Origin of the sequence: Arthrobacter cavernae (assembly GCF_017368795.1) — a bacterium.
GTDB lineage: Bacteria > Actinomycetota > Actinomycetes > Actinomycetales > Micrococcaceae > Arthrobacter > Arthrobacter cavernae.
This window is the reverse complement of the sequence record NZ_JAFNLL010000025.1, coordinates 91,785-110,773: the sequence shown is the minus strand read 5'-3', so window position 1 is coordinate 110,773 and position 18,989 is coordinate 91,785. Positions and strand designations below refer to the sequence as shown.

The following is an 18,989-nucleotide window of genomic DNA, read 5'->3' as shown; positions in this document are numbered from 1 at the left end:
TCGAGAGCCCCCAACCCCGGTTGGGGGCACTCCCATTTAACCCAAAAACAGGCATGCCAGGCACGGTCACGGAAGCTGGAATGGGCGCCGGCCTGCCACGCCGGCCACCCCGGCGTCGGGCGCTTGCGGTTCTTCAGGGGCATCCCGGCCGGGTCCGGGCCACCCAAGCGGCCCGCATCCAGGCTGTGAGACTTCCCACGGCGGGGGCGAAAGGGCACCTTGGCGTTCGGTGGTTGCAAGCGTGTCGCCTAGAATTGCATTAGACATACGAGCTGGTTCCTTTCGTGGTGCCCGGCGGCGTGACAACGAAATAAGGTTATGAGCGACTGCGCACGCGCCAGTGGTCGGCTCGCAACAGGAGGAATCCACCATGGCTGAGCACAACGGCGGCAATCGCAGCGGCGACCGCGGAAACTTCGGCGGCAACCGGGGAGACCGCGGCTCTTTCCGTCCTCACAACAACTCCGGCGGCGACCCCCGCGGCTTCCGCTCCAGGGACAACCGTGACGGCGACGCAGGCCGTTCCTTCGGTGGTGACCGCGATCGCAAGCCCTTCAGCGACCGTGCCCCGCGCAGCTTTGATGGTCCTGCCCGTGGTGGCGATCGCGACCGGAAGCCCTTCGGTGACCGTGACCGCAAGCCGTTCGGTGACCGTCCGGCGCGCGACGGTGACCGTCCGGCCCGTGGTGGCGATGAGCGTCGTTCCTTCGGTGGCGACCGCGACCGCAAGCCCTTTGGTGACCGCCCGGCCCGTGATGGTGAGCGTCGTCCCTTTACTGGCGACCGCCAGGACCGCAAGCCTTTCGGCGACCGTGACCGCAAGCCGTTCGGCGACCGCCCGGCCCGTGATGGTGAGCGTCGTCCCTGTACAGGCGACCGCCAGGACCGCACGCCTTTCGGCGACCGGGACCGCACGCCGTTCGGCGACCGCCCGGCCCGTGATGGTGAGCGTCGTCCCTGTACAGGCGACCGCCAGGACCGCACGCCTTTCGGCGACCGGGACCGCACGCCGTTCGGCGACCGCCCGGCCCGTGGTGGCGATGAGCGTCGTTCCTTTGGTGGCGACCGCCCTGAGCGCAAGCCTTTCAGTGACCGTCCTGCCCGTGGTGGCGATGAGCGCCGCTCCTTTGGTGGCGACCGTGACCGCCCGCCCTTCGGTGACCGCCCGGCCCGTGGTGGCGATGAGCGCCGCTCCTTTGGTGGCGACCGTGACCGCCCGCCCTTCGGTGACCGCCCGGCCCGTGGTGGCGATGAGCGCCGCTCCTTTGGTGGCGACCGTGACCGCCCGCCCTTCGGTGACCGCCCGGCCCGTGGTGGCGATGAGCGCCGCTCCTTCGGTGGCGACCGCGACCGCAAGCCGTTCGGCGACCGCCCGGCCCGTGGGGGCGATGAGCGTCGTTCCTTTGGTGGCGACCGCCCTGAGCGCAAGCCTGTCAGTGACCGTCCTGCCCGTGGTGGCGATGAGCGCCGCTCCTTTGGTGGCGACCGTGACCGCAAGCCCTTCGGTGACCGCCCGGCCCGTGGTGGCGATGAGCGCCGCTCCTGCGGTGGCGACCGCGACCGCAAGCCCTGCGGGGACCGCCCGGCCCGTGGTGGCGATGAGCGCCGCTCCTGCGGTGGCGACCGCGACCGCAAGCCCTGCGGGGACCGCCCGGCCCGTGGTGGCGATGAGCGCCGCTCCTGCGGTGGCGACCGCGACCGCAAGCCCTGCGGGGACCGCCCGGCCCGTGGTGGCGATGAGCGCCGCTCCTGCGGTGGCGACCGCGACCGCAAGCCCTGCGGGGACCGCCCGGCCCGTGGTGGCGATGAGCGCCGCTCCTGCGGTGGCGACCGCGACCGCAAGCCCTGCGGGGACCGCCCGGCCCGTGGTGGCGATGAGCGCCGCTCCTGCGGTGGCGACCGCGACCGCAAGCCCTGCGGGGACCGCCCGGCCCGTGGTGGCGATGAGCGTCGCAGCTCCTGGGAAGAGCGTCCCGCACGCGTCCCGAACGCCGCAGACCTGCGCAGCGCCAACCGCTCGGACCGTGACCGCTCTCCTGAGATCGACGAGGACGTAACAGGCACCGAGCTGGACCGCGCCACCGTGCACCAGATCAAGACCTTGGAAGCACAGAACGCCGGCTGGGTTGCCAAGCACCTGGTCATGGCTGGCCGTCTGATCGACATCGAGCCGGAGCTGTCCTTCCAGCACGCACTGGCAGCAAGCCGCCGCGGCGGGCGGCTCTCCTGCGTCCGTGAAGCCGTGGGCCTGACCGCCTACGCTGCCGGCCACTACGGCGAGGCACTGCGGGAGTTCCGCACGTACCGCCGCATCAGCGGTTCCAACGTCCACCTGCCGATCATGGCCGACTGCGAACGCGGTCTTGGCCGTCCGGACCGCGCCCTCGACGCCGTACGCTCGCCCGAAGCCCAGGATCTGGATGCCCCGGGCAAGGTGGAGCTGGCCATCGTTGCTTCCGGTGCCCGCACCGACCTCGGGCAGCTCGACGCTGCCGTGACCGAGCTTGAGATCGTGCAGCTGGACATCAACCGGGCCTTCTCCTACAGCCCGCGCCTGTTCCGTGCCTACGCCTCTGCACTGACGGCCGTTGGCCGCACGGAGGAAGCCGGCAAGTGGGACCGTCAGGCTGTCGTCGCCGAGAACGCCCTGGGCGTCGGCGAATTCGAGGAGCCGGACATCATGGACCTTGGCTGGGACGAGGAAGAAGAGCGGGCAGCACGCAAGCCGCGCTACGAACGCCCCGCAGGCGACGTGAACACCGAAGACGCTGGCTCCGAAGACGCCAACGAGGACCAGCCGGCCGTAGCCGCAGCAATCTCGGAGGCCTCCGCGGCGGACGTGGAACTGGCTGATACCGAACTCGATGACGCCGAGTCCGATTACTTCGAGTCCGACGATGCAGAGTCTGACCGCGACTCCGTGGAAGAAGACGAAGACGGCGACGCCGAAGAAGCGCCGTCAGAGGAAGCACACGAGGAAGACGGCAACGAGTCCTAGCATGACTGATTCCCTGATTTCTTCGTTCGACGCGGTTCTTTCCGATCTTGACGGTGTTGTGTACGCCGGCCCGCACGCCATTCCCGGTGCTGTGGAGTCGCTGCAGCGCCTCGGAACTGTGGGCGTGGGCTTGGGCTATGTGACCAACAATGCCTCCCGCACGCCGGCCCAGGTCGCGGCGCATTTGCGCGAGCTCGGGGCGCCGGCCGAAGATCATCAGGTAGTGAGCTCTTCGCAGGCGGCAGGCGAGCTTTTGGCCGGCCTGCTGCCTGCGGGCTCGCGCGTCATGATCACTGGCAGTGCCGCCCTGGCGCATGAAATTGAACTGGCCGGGCTGACCCCCGTGCACAGCCAGGCAGAGCACCCGGTGGCCGTGGTCCAGGGCTTCAACCCGGAGATCGGCTGGAAGGACCTGGCCGAGGCCGCGTACGCCATTGCGGCGGGCGCCCTGTGGGTCGCCACCAACACGGACATGTCCATCCCGCAGGCCCGCGGTATCGCCCCCGGGAATGGCACACTCGTGGCCGCGGTGGCCTCCGCCACCGGCCAGAAGCCGCTCGTTGCCGGGAAACCGGAGGCGCCGCTGTTCCATGTCGCCGCAAAGCGGCTCGAGGCCGATCGTCCCCTTGTCGTCGGAGACCGGCTCGATACCGACATTCTGGGCGGCAACCGTGCAGGCTATGCGACGGCGGCCGTGCTGACCGGCGTCGACACGCCCCGGACCATCCTGGCCGCCCGCACGGACGAGCGTCCTGCGTACCTGCTCGCAGACCTCACGGGGCTCTACGAGCCCTATCCGGAAATCGTCAACGACGCCGGACTGTTCCGCTGCGGTGCGGCCTCCGCCCGCGTGGCGGACGGTGCGGTCTCGGTCACCGGTTCCGAAACGGACCTGGATGCCTGGCGTGCGGCCTGCGCCGCATGGTGGACCGCCGTTCCAGAAGCAGCCGCGGCAACCACACCACGGCTGGAATGGCGTGAAAACTAGACTGGTGCCATGACCGAGCTGAACGACTCCCCGGAAACAGCGGAACGGACGCTCCCGCAATGGCCCGGCTCCGGCAACCCCACAGGCGATCCGGCCGTGGACGCTGTCCTCGAGCAACTGGATGGCATCCCTGCGGCGCCCGTCGCCGGACACAGCGGACTGTATTCCGGCATCCATCACGCCCTGCGTGAAGCCCTGGACGCGGAGCCGGCCGATGCCGGCACCCGCACTGACGGCGAAAGCTGAGCATGGCGCGACTCGATCAGGAACTCGTCGTCCGCGGACTGGCGAGGTCACGGACCCATGCCGCCAAACTCATTGCCGACGGCAAGGTCAGCTCCGGCGGCACCGTCCTCGTCAAGGCGGCCCAGCAGGTGGCCGCAGACGCCGTTCTCGACGTTGAATCCCACGCTGAGGACACCTACGTCAGCCGTGCCGGGCACAAACTTGCCGGCGCGCTGGAGGCGTTTCCCGCCGTCGACGTCGCGGGAAAGCGCTGCCTCGATGCCGGTGCCTCCACCGGGGGCTTTACGGACGTGCTGCTTCGGCAGGGCGCCGCACAGGTGGTGGCGGTGGACGTCGGGCATGACCAGTTGGTGCCGGTACTGCGGAACGATCCGCGCGTCATCGTGCACGAAGGCCTCAATGTCCGCTACATGACGCCGGAACAGATCGGCGGCCCTGCAGCAGTGACGGTCGCGGACCTGTCCTTCATTTCCCTGACCCTGGTACTGCACCCGCTCGCGGCCTGCACCGAGCCCGGCGGCGATCTGGTGCTCATGGTGAAGCCGCAGTTCGAGGTCGGCAAGGAACGCCTGAGCCGCACTGGAGTGGTTTCCTCCGACCATGAACGACGCCGCGCGGTCGCCCAGGTGGCGCGTGCCGCGGTGGATGCGGGGCTGGGGCTGCACGGACTGGCGGCGAGCCCGCTGCCGGGCCAGGACGGAAATGTCGAATACTTCCTGTGGATAAAACGCAGGATGTCCGCGGTCTTGCCTAAGATCGAAGAGCGGGACGAAGAAGTTGCTGCGCTAATGGAAACAATCTGGCCGAACAACTAGGAAGCGGAACCCGATGAGCAGGCGTGTATTGGTCCTTGCCCACACAGGGCGGGAGGAGTCGCTCCGCGCGGCCTGGGATGCCTGCACGCAGCTCCACGCCTCGGGCCTCATCCCCGTTCTGCAGAAATCGGAACTGGCCGACGTCGAGCGCTTCTTCGGTGCACTGGACAACCCGATCGGGATCCTGCACGAGGAAGTCTCGCTGGAAGACGTCGAACTCGTCATGGTGCTCGGCGGCGACGGCACCATTCTCCGGGCCGCCGAACTGGTCCGCGACGTCGATGTGCCCCTCCTGGGCGTCAACCTGGGCCATGTGGGCTTCCTCGCGGAAAGCGAGCGGGCAGACCTGGCGCAGACCGTGGAGTGGATCGCGAGCCGCGACTATTCCGTGGAAGAACGCATGACCATCGACGTCCAGGTCTGGGTCCGCGGGCAGAAGATCTGGCACACCTGGGCCCTCAACGAGGCCTCGATCGAAAAAGCCAACAGGGAGCGCATGCTCGAGGTGGTCACCGAAGTCGACGAACGCCCGCTGACCTCTTTCGGCTGCGACGGCGTGGTCCTGGCAACGCCCACCGGCTCCACCGCCTACGCATTTTCCTCCGGCGGCCCCGTGGTCTGGCCCGAGGTGGAGGCGCTCGTCATTGTTCCGATCAGCGCCCACGCGCTCTTCGCAAAACCCCTGGTGGTCTCGCCGCGGTCCAAGCTCGCCGTCGAAATCATGAACCGCACCGACGCCCAGGGGGTGCTCTGGTGCGACGGACGGCGGTCCGTGGACCTGCCGCCAGGCGCGCGCGTCGAGGTGACCCGTTCCACCACCCCGGTACGGCTCGCCCGAACCCACAAGACGCCCTTCTCTGCCAGGCTCGTGCGCAAGTTCGAGCTGCCCATCCACGGCTGGAGGGGCCCGGCACCCCACTCCGAGGACGTCAACACCGGACCAACGCCCATCATCCGGACCTTTACCCCGGCTCCCTTGCCCAGCCCCAGGGACGCCGGGCCCGGTGATCAGGCCGACCCCACGAAGGCGAAGTGAAGAATGCTGGAAGAACTCCGAATCCGTGACCTTGGTGTCATCGCCGATGCCACGCTTCCGCTGGGCCGCGGCCTCAGTGTCGTCACCGGTGAAACCGGCGCCGGCAAGACCATGGTGGTCACCGCCGTCGGGCTCCTCTTGGGCGCCAGATCGGATGCCGGCACGGTGCGCAGCGGCGCCAAATCGGCCTCTGCCGAGGCCGTGCTCAAGCTGGACCCGGGGCACGACGCCGTGGCCCGGGCCAGCGAGGCGGGCGGCGAAGCTGAAGAGTTCGACGGCGTAGCCGAGCTGGTTCTTGCCCGTACCGTCGGTGCCGATGGACGCAGCCGGGCCTTCGTTGGCGGGCGCTCCGCACCTGTGGGCGTGCTGGCCGAGATCGGTGAAAGCCTGGTGGTGATCCACGGTCAGTCGGACCAGATCCGGCTTAAGGGGGCCACCGCGCAACGCCACGCCCTGGACCGCTTCGCCGGAGCGCCGCTGGCCAAAGTACTGGGGGAGTACCAGGAGCTTTTCGCGCACTGGAAATCGATCCAGGCCGAGCTGGAAACCCTGCGCGGCGAGGCCAGGGAACGGCTGCGGGAGGCCGAGTCCCTTGAAGCCGCCCTCGCCGAAATCGACAAGGTGGACCCGCAGGCCCGCGAAGACGAGACGCTCAAGGCCGAGGCCGTCAAGCTCGCCAACGTGGAGGAGCTCCGCCTCGCAGCGGCCGCCGCCCATGAAGCCCTCATCGCCGAGGAATTCGGTGACACCGGAGACGCCACCACCCTCGTGGACGCCGCCAAGCGCGCCTTGGAACACGTTGCCGAGCATGACGAGGAACTGGGCGCCGCGGCGGCCCGCCTTGCCGAGGTGGGTTTCCTGCTCAACGACATCGCCTCCGATCTCTCCAGCTACCAGGCCTCCCTGGACACCGAGGGCCCGGAGCGGCTGTCCGAGATCGAGGAACGCAGGGCCGCCCTGGCAAAGCTGATCCGCAAGTACGCCCCGAGTATCGATGAAGTCCTGGAATGGGCCGAAGCCTCCCGTGCACGGCTGGACGAGCTGCAGGACGACTCGAGCAGGATCGAGGCCCTCGACGCGGAGGTGCTCTCCGCCGAGGCCACCCTGCGCAAACTGGCCGCGGGCATCAGCAAGGCGCGGCTCAAGGCCGCCAAGGATCTCTCAGCCCGTGTCAGTGCGGAACTGAAGGCCCTGGCCATGGCTGACGCCACCTTGGTGATCGACGTGGAGGCCGGCGGCCAGCTGGGCCCGCACGGCGTCGACGAGATCGCCTTCCTGCTGCAGCCGCATTCCGGCGCCCCGTCACGGCCGCTGGGCAAGGGTGCCTCGGGCGGCGAACTGTCCCGCGTCATGCTTGCCATTGAGGTGGTGCTCGCGGCGGTGGACCCCGTGCCGACGTTCGTCTTCGACGAGGTCGACGCCGGCGTGGGCGGCCGGGCCGCCGTGGAGATCGGACGCAGGCTCGCGATGCTGGCCCGGCACGTCCAGGTGCTGGTGGTCACCCACCTGCCCCAGGTGGCCGCCTTCGCGGACCAGCACATCCGCGTCACCAAGACTTCCGTTCGCGGCGCCGACGGCAAGCCCGCCACGGGGTTCACCTCGAGCGATGTGCAGTTGCTGGACGAAGCGGAGCGAGTCAAGGAGCTGGCCCGGATGCTGGCTGGCCAGGAGGACTCCGAATCGGCGCGCGCCCATGCCCAGGAGCTCCTGGACGACGCGAAGTTGCTGCCGCGGCCCTGAGGTGTTTCGGCTCACGTCGCCCTGTGTGCAGCTGCCTGCTCTTGCTCCGGGGGCGCCCCGTAAGCCACCATGGAACATTTGGGAAATCAAAAACAGACGCTTGGAAGGCGTAATTGATGATAAGCTCGAACTCCGTGGTGCAGCGATCAAATTCCCGTGTAAATTCCCGGTTCCCGGGCTCGTCCAAGACGACCAAACACATCTTCGTCACCGGTGGTGTGGCGTCCTCGCTCGGCAAGGGACTGACGGCTTCGAGCCTCGGCCACCTGCTGCGGGCACGCGGTTTGTCTGTAACAATGCAGAAGCTCGATCCCTATCTGAACGTGGATCCGGGAACGATGAACCCCTTCCAGCACGGCGAAGTCTTCGTGACTGACGACGGCGCCGAGACCGACCTCGACATCGGACACTACGAGCGCTTCCTCGACGAAAACCTCGAAGGTTCGGCCAACGTCACGACCGGCCAGATCTATTCGACGGTCATCGCCAAGGAACGCCGCGGCGAATACCTGGGCGACACTGTGCAGGTCATCCCGCACATCACCGATGAAATCAAGCGACGCATGCGCCTGCCTGCCGAAGGCAAGAACGCCCCGGACGTCATCATCACCGAAATCGGCGGGACCGTTGGCGACATCGAGTCCCAGCCCTTCCTCGAATCCGCACGCCAGGTCCGCCAGGACGTCGGCCGCGGCAATGTCTTCTTCCTGCACGTCTCCCTGGTGCCCTACATCGGCCCCTCGCAGGAACTGAAGACCAAGCCGACGCAGCACTCCGTTGCCGCGCTGCGCTCCATCGGCATCCAGCCCGAGGCGATCGTGATCCGCTCGGACCGTGAAGTCCCCGAGGCCATGCGCGAGAAGATCGGCCGCATGTGCGACGTCGACATCGACGCCGTGGTCAACGCCGCCGATGCCCCCAGCATCTACGACATCCCCAAGACGCTCCACGCCCAGGGCCTGGACTCGTACATCGTGCGTGCCCTCGACCTGCCGTTCAAGGACGTCGACTGGACCAAGTGGGACAAGCTTCTCGAGGCCGTCCACAACCCGAAGCACGAGGTCGAGGTTGCCCTGGTCGGCAAGTACATCGACCTGCCGGACGCGTACCTGTCCGTGACCGAGGCCCTGCGCGCCGGCGGTTTCGCCAACGAGGCTAAGGTCAAGATCCGCTGGGTCCCCTCCGACGAGTGCGAGACCCTCGCCGGGGCCACCAAGTCCCTGGCCGGCGTCGACGCCATCTGCGTGCCCGGCGGCTTCGGCATCCGTGGCCTTGAAGGCAAGCTCGGTGCGCTGAAGTTCGCCCGCGAAACCCAGCTGCCGGTCCTGGGCCTGTGCCTCGGCCTGCAGTGCATGGTCATCGAATACGCACGCAACGTGGTGGGCCTGGAAGGCGCATCGTCAAGCGAATTCGAGCCGGACTCCAAGTACCCCGTGATCGCCACCATGGAAGAGCAGCTGGACATCGTGGACGGCAAGGGCGACCTGGGCGGCACCATGCGCCTGGGCCTGTACGAGGCCAAGCTGCTTGAAGGCTCCGTGGTTGCTGAAACGTACGGTTCCACCAGCGTCAGCGAACGCCACCGGCATCGCTACGAGGTCAACAACAAGTACCGCGAGCAGATCGCGGCAGAGGGCCTGGTGTTCTCCGGAACATCTCCCGACGGCAAGCTTGTTGAGTACGTCGAACTGCCCCGCGAAGTCCACCCGTACTACGTGGCCACGCAGGCGCACCCCGAGCTCAGCTCCCGCCCCACGCGCCCCCACCCGCTGTTCGCTGGCCTCGTTAAGGCCGCGCTGGACCGCCGTGAAGCCGCCGGCACGGCTGCCAAGCCTGCTGCCCGCAAGGCAGCTGCCAAGTAACGGAAACACGAAACGAAGGACGGCGCGATGCCCGGCATTTCTGAAACCCCCAGCACGTCACGGCAGGTTTCGGACATGCCGAGCCCGCGCCGTCTTTTGTCTTCCAGCACGGTTTACGAGGGCCGGATCTGGGACGTCGTCAGCGACGCCTTCCAGCTCAGCGAGGACACGGGTACCCTGGTGCGCGACTACATCGACCACCCGGGGGCCGTGGCCGTCCTTCCCATGAACGATGACGGCGAGATCCTCCTGCTCAAGCAGTACCGGCATCCGGTGGGGATGGATCTTTGGGAGATTCCGGCGGGCCTGCTGGACATCGAGGGCGAGGACTTCGTGGTGGGGGCGGCCCGGGAACTGGCCGAAGAAGCGGACGTCACCGCCGCCACGTGGAACGTGCTGGCCGACTTCTTCAATTCCCCGGGTTCCTCCAGCGAGGCCATCCGGATCTACCTCGCCCGCGGCCTCGGTGAGGTTCCGGAAGCGGAACGGCACGTCCGTACCGACGAAGAAGCCGAAATCGAGCTGCGCTGGGTCCCGCTCAGCGACGCCGTGGCGGCGGTCCTGGAAGGGCGCCTGCACAACCCCTCGGCCGTCGTCGGGATCCTCGCGGCCGCCGCAGCGAAGGCCGACGGCTTCACGAACCTCCGCCCGGCCGACGCGCCGTGGCCGGCGCATCCAAGCCAGCGCTGAGCGGATCCCGCCTTGCAGCGCCAGTAACGTGCCAGCAGGTTAGCGAAGTACGTCGATGGTCAATTCAACACTGGCCAGGAGCAGGGCCAGAACAGAAGTGCCAAGCCCCGCCACGAGAAGCAGGCCAGGGTGCGCCAGTCCCACCACCAGCCGCCGCAGCCCGGGCCGCCCGCGCAGGAACTTCTTGGGCACCCTTGAGTTGGCCGGACTTTGGCTCCAGCCGCGCAGCCGGCGAAGGAACCACGCGCAGCGCACGATAAAGGCCAGCCACAGCACTGAGAAGACCAGCGGAACCGCGGCCAGCAAGAGGTTCAGGCCCAAGGACGTGACCTCTCGCTCGGAGTCGCCGGCCAGAACCTGCACGGTGCTGGAGATCGACGCACTTGCCACGACGGAAAAGCCCCAGACGAGGAACGCGGCGAGCAGGGCCAGGAAACGTACGAAGAAGTGGGCGAGGACCGATTCCTGCTGCGGTTTCAGATGACGCCTGGGTGTTGCCTTCAGCACCGCCAGCGTGGAAACCAGCGTCGGCAATGCTGCCATACCCACCAGCACGTACCACGTCCATCCTGCAAGATCCACGAATTCGTCAAGGACGATCAGGCCGGCCCAGAAGCCTGTCCACACCCAGCCCGCATACAGCGGGTGCCTGATCAGCCAGCGCGGCAGCCAAGCGTCCTTCGCCGGAACCGCCTCGGGTTGTGTTCCGCTGCCCTCTTCGCCTTGCATGCTGGCCTCCGGGAGGGCGTCGACGGCCGGCCCCTCGCCCGCTGGTACGTTCATGGCCCCACTGTAGCAAGGCGGCATCGCGTGCCTCAGGGCATGCGGTGCCGCATGGCCGGCGGTGATTCCTCGCCAAAGTAGGCTGGGCCCATGACAGCTGCGCACGTGACCCTTTGCTTCCTGCTCCGCGATGGTTCGGACGGGCAGGAAGTGCTGCTCGGAACCAAGAAAACCGGCTTCGGGACGGGCAAGGTGGTGGGCGTCGGGGGACACTTGGAAGCAGGGGAGACAGCCCTCGAAGCGGCGTGCCGCGAAGTGCGCGAGGAAGTCCATGTCACGGTGGTTCCGCAGGACCTTGTGTTCGCCGGAACAGTGGACTTCGAGTTCCCCCGCAGGCCCGAGTGGAACATGTTCACGACCGTCTTCCTGACCGGAAAATGGGAGGGCGAACCTTCCGAAAGCGATGAAATCACGCCGCGCTGGTACGGCCTGGAAACGCTGCCGGTTGAGCAGATGTGGGCCGACGCGGAGCACTGGGTGCCTGCCATGATATCCGGCCAGCGGCTTGCCGTCAGGGTGATCCTGGCCGACGACAACGAGAGTGTCGCCGAGGTCCATACTGCCGCCTGCGGGGATTCCGCGACATGCCTCCAGCCGGGGGCCTGACCCCCTTCGGCAGGACCGCCGGGGCGGCCCTGCGATTACCTATTGCCGCCCGCCGAACCGTGGCCAAGTAGTACCCGTCTTTTTTCGGCAGAGCTACTTGTTAATCGATTTTCTCCCACGAATCCCAGTCAATTGAGAGCTGGCAATCGTTAATTGCTGCCCAAGCGGGCTTGTATTCGCAATTCCGGGTGTATGGTCTGTGCTGTACGGACCAGGGAGCTGGGGAGCTGCCCGTTCAATGTTGTCAGGGGGACGCATTGAACTCTCGTGACAACTGATAGAGAGCGCCGCCTTATGGGCGCTCTATTGGGCAATCAGTTTCCCGGGAGATGTCATGAGACATGCAGTTCCCCGTCGGCGTACCCGCCGCGGTCCTATCACCTTGTTTACAGCCCTGGTCCTGGCCATCGCCGGACCCTATGGCCTGGCGGCTCCGGCCTTTGCCGCCCTGCCGGGCCACACGGCTGCGGGCGAATTTACGAAGTTTGAAATCGAAGGTCCAGGCGGTGCCAACCGCACGGGCGTCAACGACTGGGCGGGCATCGCCGCTTCCCCTTATGGGCCGTACACCACGGCCCAAGGCCGCCAGTCCACGGGCATAGTCGCGTACCGGGACATGCCTGACGCCTGTACAGGCACGGACCCGACCCAGGCCGTAGCCGGCACGAAGCTCGAAGACGACTGGGTCTTCATTCCTGGCGCGATCAGTCCGGAGAAAACGGACCTGTGCGGCTCGGAAGTCGCCTACGAGATCGTCAATGTCGGTGGTCAGTTGCACTACGTCCTGTACATGGACTGGAACCGCATTCCAGGAAAAAGCGGCACCATGACCACCTTTGTGTCCATCCTGGGCCCGATGGATCCGACCCCGGGAAACCCCTTCAACAAGGATGGCCGAGCAGACGATAAGTTGATCGAGTTCTTCCACGCAGAAGGTGGAGGGGGTTCCAACACGGTCAGGGTCGGCACCTGGAACGGCACCACCTGGCAATTCACGAATAACCTCACCTCCGGTGTGCAGACGGGTACTGATGATCCGGCAGCCGCCGTATTCGGAGAGCTCGCCATTGACCTGACCGCAACGGGTGTCCTTCCGGGAGACGTCTGCAGTTCCGTCACCTTGGGCGGCGTCATCACCGACCCCGGCGGAGGAAACCCGACACTCAAGGATCTGATTCTCCCGTCGAGCCCCTTGGTCATCAACACCTGTTCCAGCATCAGCATCACCAAGGAATCAAACCCTGCCGGCCTCACCGGAGCCGATGTCTTCGGTTACACCCTGGACGCGGCAGACCAGCAGCCGACCTTCGGCCCGGACCTCGCAGTCCAGGGCGCCGGCGCGACTACTCCGCAGCTGGACTCCTCCAAGATTGTTTCCGCCATCAAGGTCGGCGAATCCCACATCTGGAGCAACGTGACCGCCCAGCCGGACTACCGGCTCCGGGAAACCACGGTGCCGTCCGGCTGGTCTCTGCTGAACGTGAAATGTACGTGGTGGGATCCGTTTGCCGTGCCCTCGGGTGCACTGCGCTCACAGGAAGTCGTGACGGACAGCCTCAACAACGTCACGCAGCTGTTCCAGATTCCGCCGATCTCTGTGGACAACGGGGTCAAGACCTCTTGCGTCATTACCAACCAGACCTCGGGCGTGGTGATCAACAAGACGGGCGCCGGCGATACGAACACGGTGTTCAACTTTGATGTCACGGGCAAACCATCCATTCCATTGACCTTGGGCGACAGCTCGGGATTGCTGTCCTTCACTCCGGGCAGCCAGATCAATATCAGCGAATTGGTTCCTGCAGGTACGCCCAGCTGGGTACTGCAGAGCATCGTCTGTCTTGACGGCCAGCAGCAGCCGGTAGGAACCGTCGCAGGCTCCTCCGTGGGCTTGACCACCATTGGCGGACAGGTCATCACCTGTACGTTTACCAACAACCAGAACGGCCAGATCAAGGTCGTCAAGGACGGGCACGGCAAGACCGCCACGGATACGTTCGGCTTCGACAACAACTACGCGAATAACGCTGTTGCCCCCGATGGAACGGCCGAGTTCTCCCTGCAGATCGGGCAGTCCAACACCTCGCCCAACCTGGCGCCGGGGGCCTACACCATCGCCGAGCTCCTGACGGCGGCGAACACGCAGCACGATCCGGACTACGCCCTGGTCAACATTGCCTGCGTCATCACCACCACGGGGTCCGGCGGTTCCAGCGCCACCGCATATGTCCAGGGCAACCTTTCGACGACGGTCACGTTGGCTGCAGGTGACATTGTCACCTGCACGTTCACGAATGAACAGCAGGGCCGCCTGATCGTCAAGAAGGCAACCACCCTGCGCGACGGAACCTTCAGCTTCGATGCACGGGATGCCCAGAACACCCAGGTCATCAGCGGCAACATCACTACGGTGAACAACGTGACGCCGGGTGGATCAGAGCTCAGCAACGAGGTCAACGCCGGCACCTACTCGGTGACTGAATCAACGTCTGAGCTCTTCTGGACCAAGGTGTCCGCCACCTGTGTGGATGGAACTCAACCGCTGCCCGGAACGGCGTTCGATCCGGCCACGGGCAAGTTGACCAACATCAACATCCAGCCCGGCCATATCGTCACCTGCACGTTCAATAACGCGAAGCAGACGGCCAACGTCAAGGTTGCCAAGCAGCTTTCGCCGGCTGCCGACCCTGGCAAGTTCGACCTGAACATTAATGGCGCGCTGCAGAGCGGTCCCGACGGCGTGGGCAACGGATTCGTTTCCAACCCGGCCGTAGTGGTGGTGCTTGGTGAAAACGTCACGGTGTCCGAGGCTGCCCACGCAGGCACCAACGGCAGTTGGTACTCCTCGGTGTTGGTTTGTGACAACGGAATCGTTCCGGCGAACAACACCGGGGTCTCGGGGAACTTCACCGTGACTTCCCCGGATGTCACAGTCACCTGCACCTTCCAGAACACCAGGAAGTCGGCCCAGCTGACTCTGACCAAGGAATGGGTCAACGGGCGGACGGGAGACCAGGCGTCCTTGAGCGCTTCCGGAAGCAGCGGGCTTTCTCCCGTTGCGCAGGGAAGCTCCACGGCACCGGCCAGCACCACGCCGGCCGTGCTCACGGTATACGCGGGCGAGACGGTGAACCTTGGGGAGGTCCTGGCTCCGGCCAATGTGGGCTCCTACGCGGCGTCGCTGAGCTGCACGGACGCCAACGGCCTCAGCTACACGCCGCTGGCGCTGACAGGTAGTTACACGGTTCCTGCGAGCCCTGTGGCCGTGACGTGTACGTTCACCAACACGCGCACCAGCGCCCTGCTGACCCTTAAGAAGCACTGGACCAACGGTGCTCAAGGGGATACTGCCGATCTGGACATCACCGCCCAGCTCGGCCAGTCGCCTGCAGCCGGAGCCACCTCCGTCGCAGACGGATCGGCACAGTTCACGGACACCACGAACACCGTGACGGCGTCGGTGCTCTCCGGAGAAACCGTCTCCCTGGCTGAAGTCCTCGGCGCCGGAAACCTTGGTTCCTACACCTCCAGCCTGTCCTGCAGTGCTGCGGGTCTGGTCCCGGAGCCAACGCCAGGGCTGAGCGGCTCGTACACCATGCCCAAAACGGCCGCGCCGGTGAGCTGCACGTTCACCAACAACCGGAACAGCGTCCAGCTGACCCTCGAAAAGGAATGGATTGACGGAGCCGACGGCGACCAGGCAACCCTCGGGGCGACGTCGAGATTCCCGGGCCTCCCGGAAGTGTCTGTATCCACCGGCGCCCCGGGCAGCGAGGTGGATTCCCCGGTCAAGACCGTGACGGTTCTTTCCGGCGAAACCGTGGGACTGACCGAGTCCCTGGACGCAGCCAATGGGGCAGCCTACACAGCGTCTCTTGTCTGCACCGGCGCCTCGCTGACATACCAGGGCGGTGCCCTATCGGGCAGCATCGTGGTGCCGAAGGCGGCCACCGAGGACATCGTCTGCCGGTGGACCAATCAGGCAGGCCGCGGCACCATCGTGATCGTCAAGAACGTGGAAGGAGCCGACGGCACCTTCGACTTCAGCGGAAACTGGGCTGACCCGGCAACGGGCACTCCCGTCAACAACTTCCAGCTGACCACCGTGGGCGGCACCACCAGCCGCACCTGGACCGGAGTGGTTGTCCCCAAGGACGGCAGCCCCCTCACGGTCACGGAAATGGATCCGACCCCCGGGTACGACGGCACTAATCTGGTCTGCGCCGGCAACCTTGCCGGAGACACCAGCTCGGTCCAGGGCCTCGTGGGCACCATTGATCTCGATCCGGGCGAAACGGTGACGTGTACCTACACCAACACCCAGCGCTCCACGATCGTGATCGTCAAGGATGCCGTTCCGGACGACGACCAGGACTTCACGTTCAACGCCACCGGAAGCCCGCTGCCGCCGTCGTTCATTCTCGACGACGACGCGGACGCCACCCGCTCCAACACCTTCACCTCAGCACTGTTGCCGGCCAAGCAGCCGTACACGGTCAACGAAGTGACGGTACCGGGATGGACGCTCGATCTGGCCACCTCCGCCTGCAGCAACCAGGCAGCGGTAACGGCCAACGGCGTCTCCCTGACCCCGGCTCCGGGGCAGACCATCACGTGCACCTTCGTCAATCGTGCGGCCCCGGGCGCCATCCAGGTGACCAAGTCGGTTGAGGGCGTGGCGGATGACCACGCATGGTCCTTCGGCATCGCCATCTCCCCGGTGGAAGCCGGAGTGACCAGCCCGCAGGAAGCCTCGGGCACCGGAGACGGCAGCGACACCGTGACGTTCCAGCCGCTGGTCCTGAACAAGCAGTACACCATCACGGAGGAAGAACCGGCTGCCGGCTGGACCCAAGGCGAAACCACCTGCTCCACCGGCGCGGATGAGAACCCGCAACTGGCCGGCTTCCAGGTGACCATCACCCAGCCGGGCCAGCTGATCACCTGCAGCCTCGTCAACACCGCCGCACCCGGCGATGTCGAGGTCACCAAGACGGTCACGGGCGTCCTTCCGGACTTCGCCTGGTCCATCCCGTTCACCGTCTCGCCGGTTCCCGACGGCGAGACGGGCACCAAGAACGCGACGACGGCGGACCCGACTGTTGGGTGGGGAAGCCTGCTGACCGGTGAAAGCTACACCGTCACCGAACAGCTTCCCGCGGGCTGGACAGGTGGGGCCATCACCTGCACGGTCACGCACGCCGATGGGACCACGGAGGTCGTCGGGAACACCATCGTGGTGGAGGCCGGCGACAGCATCGCCTGTGCCGTCACCAACGCAGTCCTGCCCGGCGAGCTGACCATCGTCAAGACAGCGGTGGGCGGCAACGGTTCGTTCGACTTCACCATCACCGGTGCGGAGAACGGCGTCGAGACCCAGGAGACCATCGTCACCGCCGGCGGAACCGGAACAGCCACTGTGGCGCTGGTCCCCGGGGTCCACTACACCGTGACTGAGGTGAACCCGGGCTCCGGGTGGACGATAGATGACTTCACCTGCACGCTCAACGGACAGACAGTGACCATTCCGTTCACGGTAGGCCCGGACGCGCACATCACATGTGCCATCACCAACACCGCCAAGGGCAGGATCGTCATCGTCAAGAACGTCGACGGCGCCGACGGCACCTTCGGATTCAACGGCAGCTGGACGTCGGGAACCCCGGCCCTGGCTGACGGTGGCTTTGACGTCACCACCAACGAAGGCACCGGAAACCAGGCGTTCATGGACGTCCTGCCCGGCAGCTACACGGTATCCGAGGACAACGCGTTCCCGGCCTACCTGTCGAGGGTGCTCTCCTGCTCCGACTCTGTCGCGGGCGGAACTGCCAGCTCCATCGACGGACCCAGCAAGACCGGCAACATCAAGCTGGATCCGGGCGAGACGGTGACTTGCGTGTTCGAGAACACGCAGACCGCCACGGTCATCATTGACAAGAAGACCGTTCCTGCAGCGGACCCCGCACTGTTCGACTTCCTGTGGTTCCTGCCTAACAGCGAATTCGGCGAGAACTTCACGCTCACCGATACCCAGGAGCCGAAGGTGTTCGCCGGACTCAACCCGGTCCAGGACTGGGGCATCACGGAGCAGGCCAAGGATGGATGGCGCTTCCTGGACCTCGAATGCCTCAAGGGCGGGGTGACGTTCGGCGGTGCCACCATCGAAGGGATGGAGGCGATCCTGAACCCGGCACCGGGCGACGTGATCACCTGCACCTACACCAACGCCAAGCGCGGCCCGGTGGACATCAGGAAGACAGTCACCAGCGGACCGGTCAAGAACGCCGACTCGAGCTACACCGTGACGTACAACATCAGGGTCAGTTCGGCGTCGTTCGTCACCGAGCAGTACAACCTGGTGGACACGCTGAAGTTCGGCGCCGGCATCACCGTCACCGGGGCCAGTGCGGCCAGCACGGACGCTGCAGTCAACCCCGCATGGAACGGCACCACGGTCACCCAGCTGACGGCGGCACCGACCACGATCAACCCGGACGCGGTCCACACCTTCACGGTGACCACCACGTCCACGATCGCCCCGGCAACAGGATCGGATGCCAGGGATTGCACCCTCGGGGAGGGCGATGACGGCACAGGCTTCCTGAACAAGGTGGTACTGACCGTGGTTGACGGCACAGGCGGTGAAGCCGAAGCCTGCGTTCCCGCGCCGGACGAGGCGGACGTCGCCGTCGTCAAGACCGGTACCAAAAAGGTCCTGCTGCCCAACACGGGCGGCTCGGCAGCGATTTCCTACACCCTCAAGGTGACCAACAACGGTCCCACCGAGGCCAGGGACGTCGTGGTCACGGACACCATGCCGGCTGATGTCACGGCGGACACGCTGACTCCGTCCACCGGCAGCTGCACCAATTCTGCAACGTCGTTCACCTGCAAGCTCGGCGTAGTGGCCGCGGGACAGGAGATCACCATCGGGGTCCAGGCTTCGATCACCGACTACATGGGCAATGGCCCGTTCACCAACGTAGCGGTGGTCACCACCTCCACCCCTGAGACCGTGACCGGTAACAACAGGGCCACGCACGTGACCACGGTGGAACGTGCGGCGCTCGCCGTCACGGGCACCGGGGTCACCGCCTGGTTCTGGCCGGCGGCGGCCCTGCTGTTGATCGGGACGTTGCTGGTCGTCGCCGTGAAGCCCACGCGGCGGCGGGCCTTCCGGACCGCATAGTCCGGAAGTGCCTAACGGACCGCCTGCAGGTTTCCT

The 18,989-nt window shown here is 66.2% G+C and carries 12 protein-coding genes; 10 read left to right on the top strand and 2 right to left on the bottom strand.

Annotation, left to right across the window (positions count from 1 at the left end):
* Positions 1-316 precede the first annotated feature (316 nt).
* Positions 317-2,089, bottom strand: a complete 1,773-nt coding sequence (locus J1902_RS19345; RefSeq protein WP_242701899.1) for a hypothetical protein — start codon at positions 2,087-2,089, stop codon at positions 317-319.
* On the opposite strand from J1902_RS19345, the gene J1902_RS19340 reads away from it, so the two are divergent.
* The 8 genes from J1902_RS19340 (at position 2,084) to J1902_RS11310 (ending at position 10,375) form a co-directional block, all read left to right on the top strand.
* The gene (locus J1902_RS19340) at positions 2,084-2,998 is read left to right on the top strand and encodes a hypothetical protein (RefSeq protein WP_307794432.1); all 915 of its coding nucleotides are present in this window, start codon (positions 2,084-2,086) and stop codon (positions 2,996-2,998) included. The genes J1902_RS19345 and J1902_RS19340 overlap by 6 nt on opposite strands.
* 1 nt (position 2,999) lies before the next feature.
* Positions 3,000-3,986, top strand: a complete 987-nt coding sequence (locus tag J1902_RS11340; protein ID WP_207616364.1) for an HAD-IIA family hydrolase — start codon at positions 3,000-3,002, stop codon at positions 3,984-3,986.
* A gap of 9 nt (positions 3,987-3,995) precedes the next feature.
* The gene (locus tag J1902_RS11335; protein ID WP_207616363.1) at positions 3,996-4,232 is read left to right on the top strand and encodes a protein-tyrosine phosphatase family protein; all 237 of its coding nucleotides are present in this window, start codon (positions 3,996-3,998) and stop codon (positions 4,230-4,232) included.
* A gap of 2 nt (positions 4,233-4,234) precedes the next feature.
* Positions 4,235-5,047, top strand: coding sequence for a TlyA family RNA methyltransferase (locus tag J1902_RS11330; RefSeq protein WP_207616362.1), 813 nt, complete (start codon positions 4,235-4,237; stop codon positions 5,045-5,047).
* A 13-nt stretch (positions 5,048-5,060) separates the two neighbouring features.
* Entirely contained in the window at positions 5,061-6,083 is a 1,023-nt protein-coding gene (locus J1902_RS11325; protein ID WP_207616361.1) for an NAD kinase, read from the top strand.
* A 3-nt stretch (positions 6,084-6,086) separates the two neighbouring features.
* Complete coding sequence (gene recN / locus J1902_RS11320; RefSeq protein ID WP_207616360.1) at positions 6,087-7,823, top strand: DNA repair protein RecN; 1,737 nt, start codon at positions 6,087-6,089, stop codon at positions 7,821-7,823.
* 116 nt (positions 7,824-7,939) lie between these two features.
* Entirely contained in the window at positions 7,940-9,685 is a 1,746-nt protein-coding gene (gene pyrG / locus J1902_RS11315; protein ID WP_207616359.1) for a CTP synthase, read from the top strand.
* A 27-nt stretch (positions 9,686-9,712) separates the two neighbouring features.
* The gene (locus J1902_RS11310; protein ID WP_207616358.1) at positions 9,713-10,375 is read left to right on the top strand and encodes an NUDIX domain-containing protein; all 663 of its coding nucleotides are present in this window, start codon (positions 9,713-9,715) and stop codon (positions 10,373-10,375) included.
* A 39-nt stretch (positions 10,376-10,414) separates the two neighbouring features.
* Here J1902_RS11310 and J1902_RS11305 read toward each other — a convergent pair whose 3' ends face one another.
* Positions 10,415-11,158 (bottom strand): hypothetical protein, encoded by a 744-nt coding sequence (locus J1902_RS11305; protein ID WP_242701898.1) that lies wholly within the window; start codon positions 11,156-11,158, stop codon positions 10,415-10,417.
* A gap of 90 nt (positions 11,159-11,248) precedes the next feature.
* Here J1902_RS11305 and J1902_RS11300 point away from each other — a divergent pair, with 90 nt between their 5' ends.
* Both J1902_RS11300 and J1902_RS11295 read left to right on the top strand, forming a co-directional pair.
* The gene (locus J1902_RS11300) at positions 11,249-11,764 is read left to right on the top strand and encodes an 8-oxo-dGTP diphosphatase (protein WP_207616357.1); all 516 of its coding nucleotides are present in this window, start codon (positions 11,249-11,251) and stop codon (positions 11,762-11,764) included.
* 382 nt (positions 11,765-12,146) lie between these two features.
* Positions 12,147-18,953, top strand: coding sequence for a DUF11 domain-containing protein (locus tag J1902_RS11295; RefSeq protein WP_207616356.1), 6,807 nt, complete (start codon positions 12,147-12,149; stop codon positions 18,951-18,953).
* The last annotated feature ends 36 nt before the right edge of the window (positions 18,954-18,989 follow it).

Bases quoted from the DNA above. Each gene is read 5' to 3' on its own strand.
- J1902_RS11340 (WP_207616364.1), top strand. From the start codon at position 3,000: ATGACTGATTCCCTGATTTCTTCGTTCGACGCGGTTCTTTCCGATCTT.
- J1902_RS11335 (WP_207616363.1), top strand. From the start codon at position 3,996: ATGACCGAGCTGAACGACTCCCCGGAAACAGCGGAACGGACGCTCCCG.
- J1902_RS11330 (WP_207616362.1), top strand. From the start codon at position 4,235: ATGGCGCGACTCGATCAGGAACTCGTCGTCCGCGGACTGGCGAGGTCA.
- J1902_RS11325 (WP_207616361.1), top strand. From the start codon at position 5,061: ATGAGCAGGCGTGTATTGGTCCTTGCCCACACAGGGCGGGAGGAGTCG.
- recN (WP_207616360.1), top strand. From the start codon at position 6,087: ATGCTGGAAGAACTCCGAATCCGTGACCTTGGTGTCATCGCCGATGCC.
- pyrG (WP_207616359.1), top strand. From the start codon at position 7,940: ATGATAAGCTCGAACTCCGTGGTGCAGCGATCAAATTCCCGTGTAAAT.
- J1902_RS11310 (WP_207616358.1), top strand. From the start codon at position 9,713: ATGCCCGGCATTTCTGAAACCCCCAGCACGTCACGGCAGGTTTCGGAC.
- J1902_RS11305 (WP_242701898.1), bottom strand. From the start codon at position 11,158: ATGAACGTACCAGCGGGCGAGGGGCCGGCCGTCGACGCCCTCCCGGAG.
- J1902_RS11300 (WP_207616357.1), top strand. From the start codon at position 11,249: ATGACAGCTGCGCACGTGACCCTTTGCTTCCTGCTCCGCGATGGTTCG.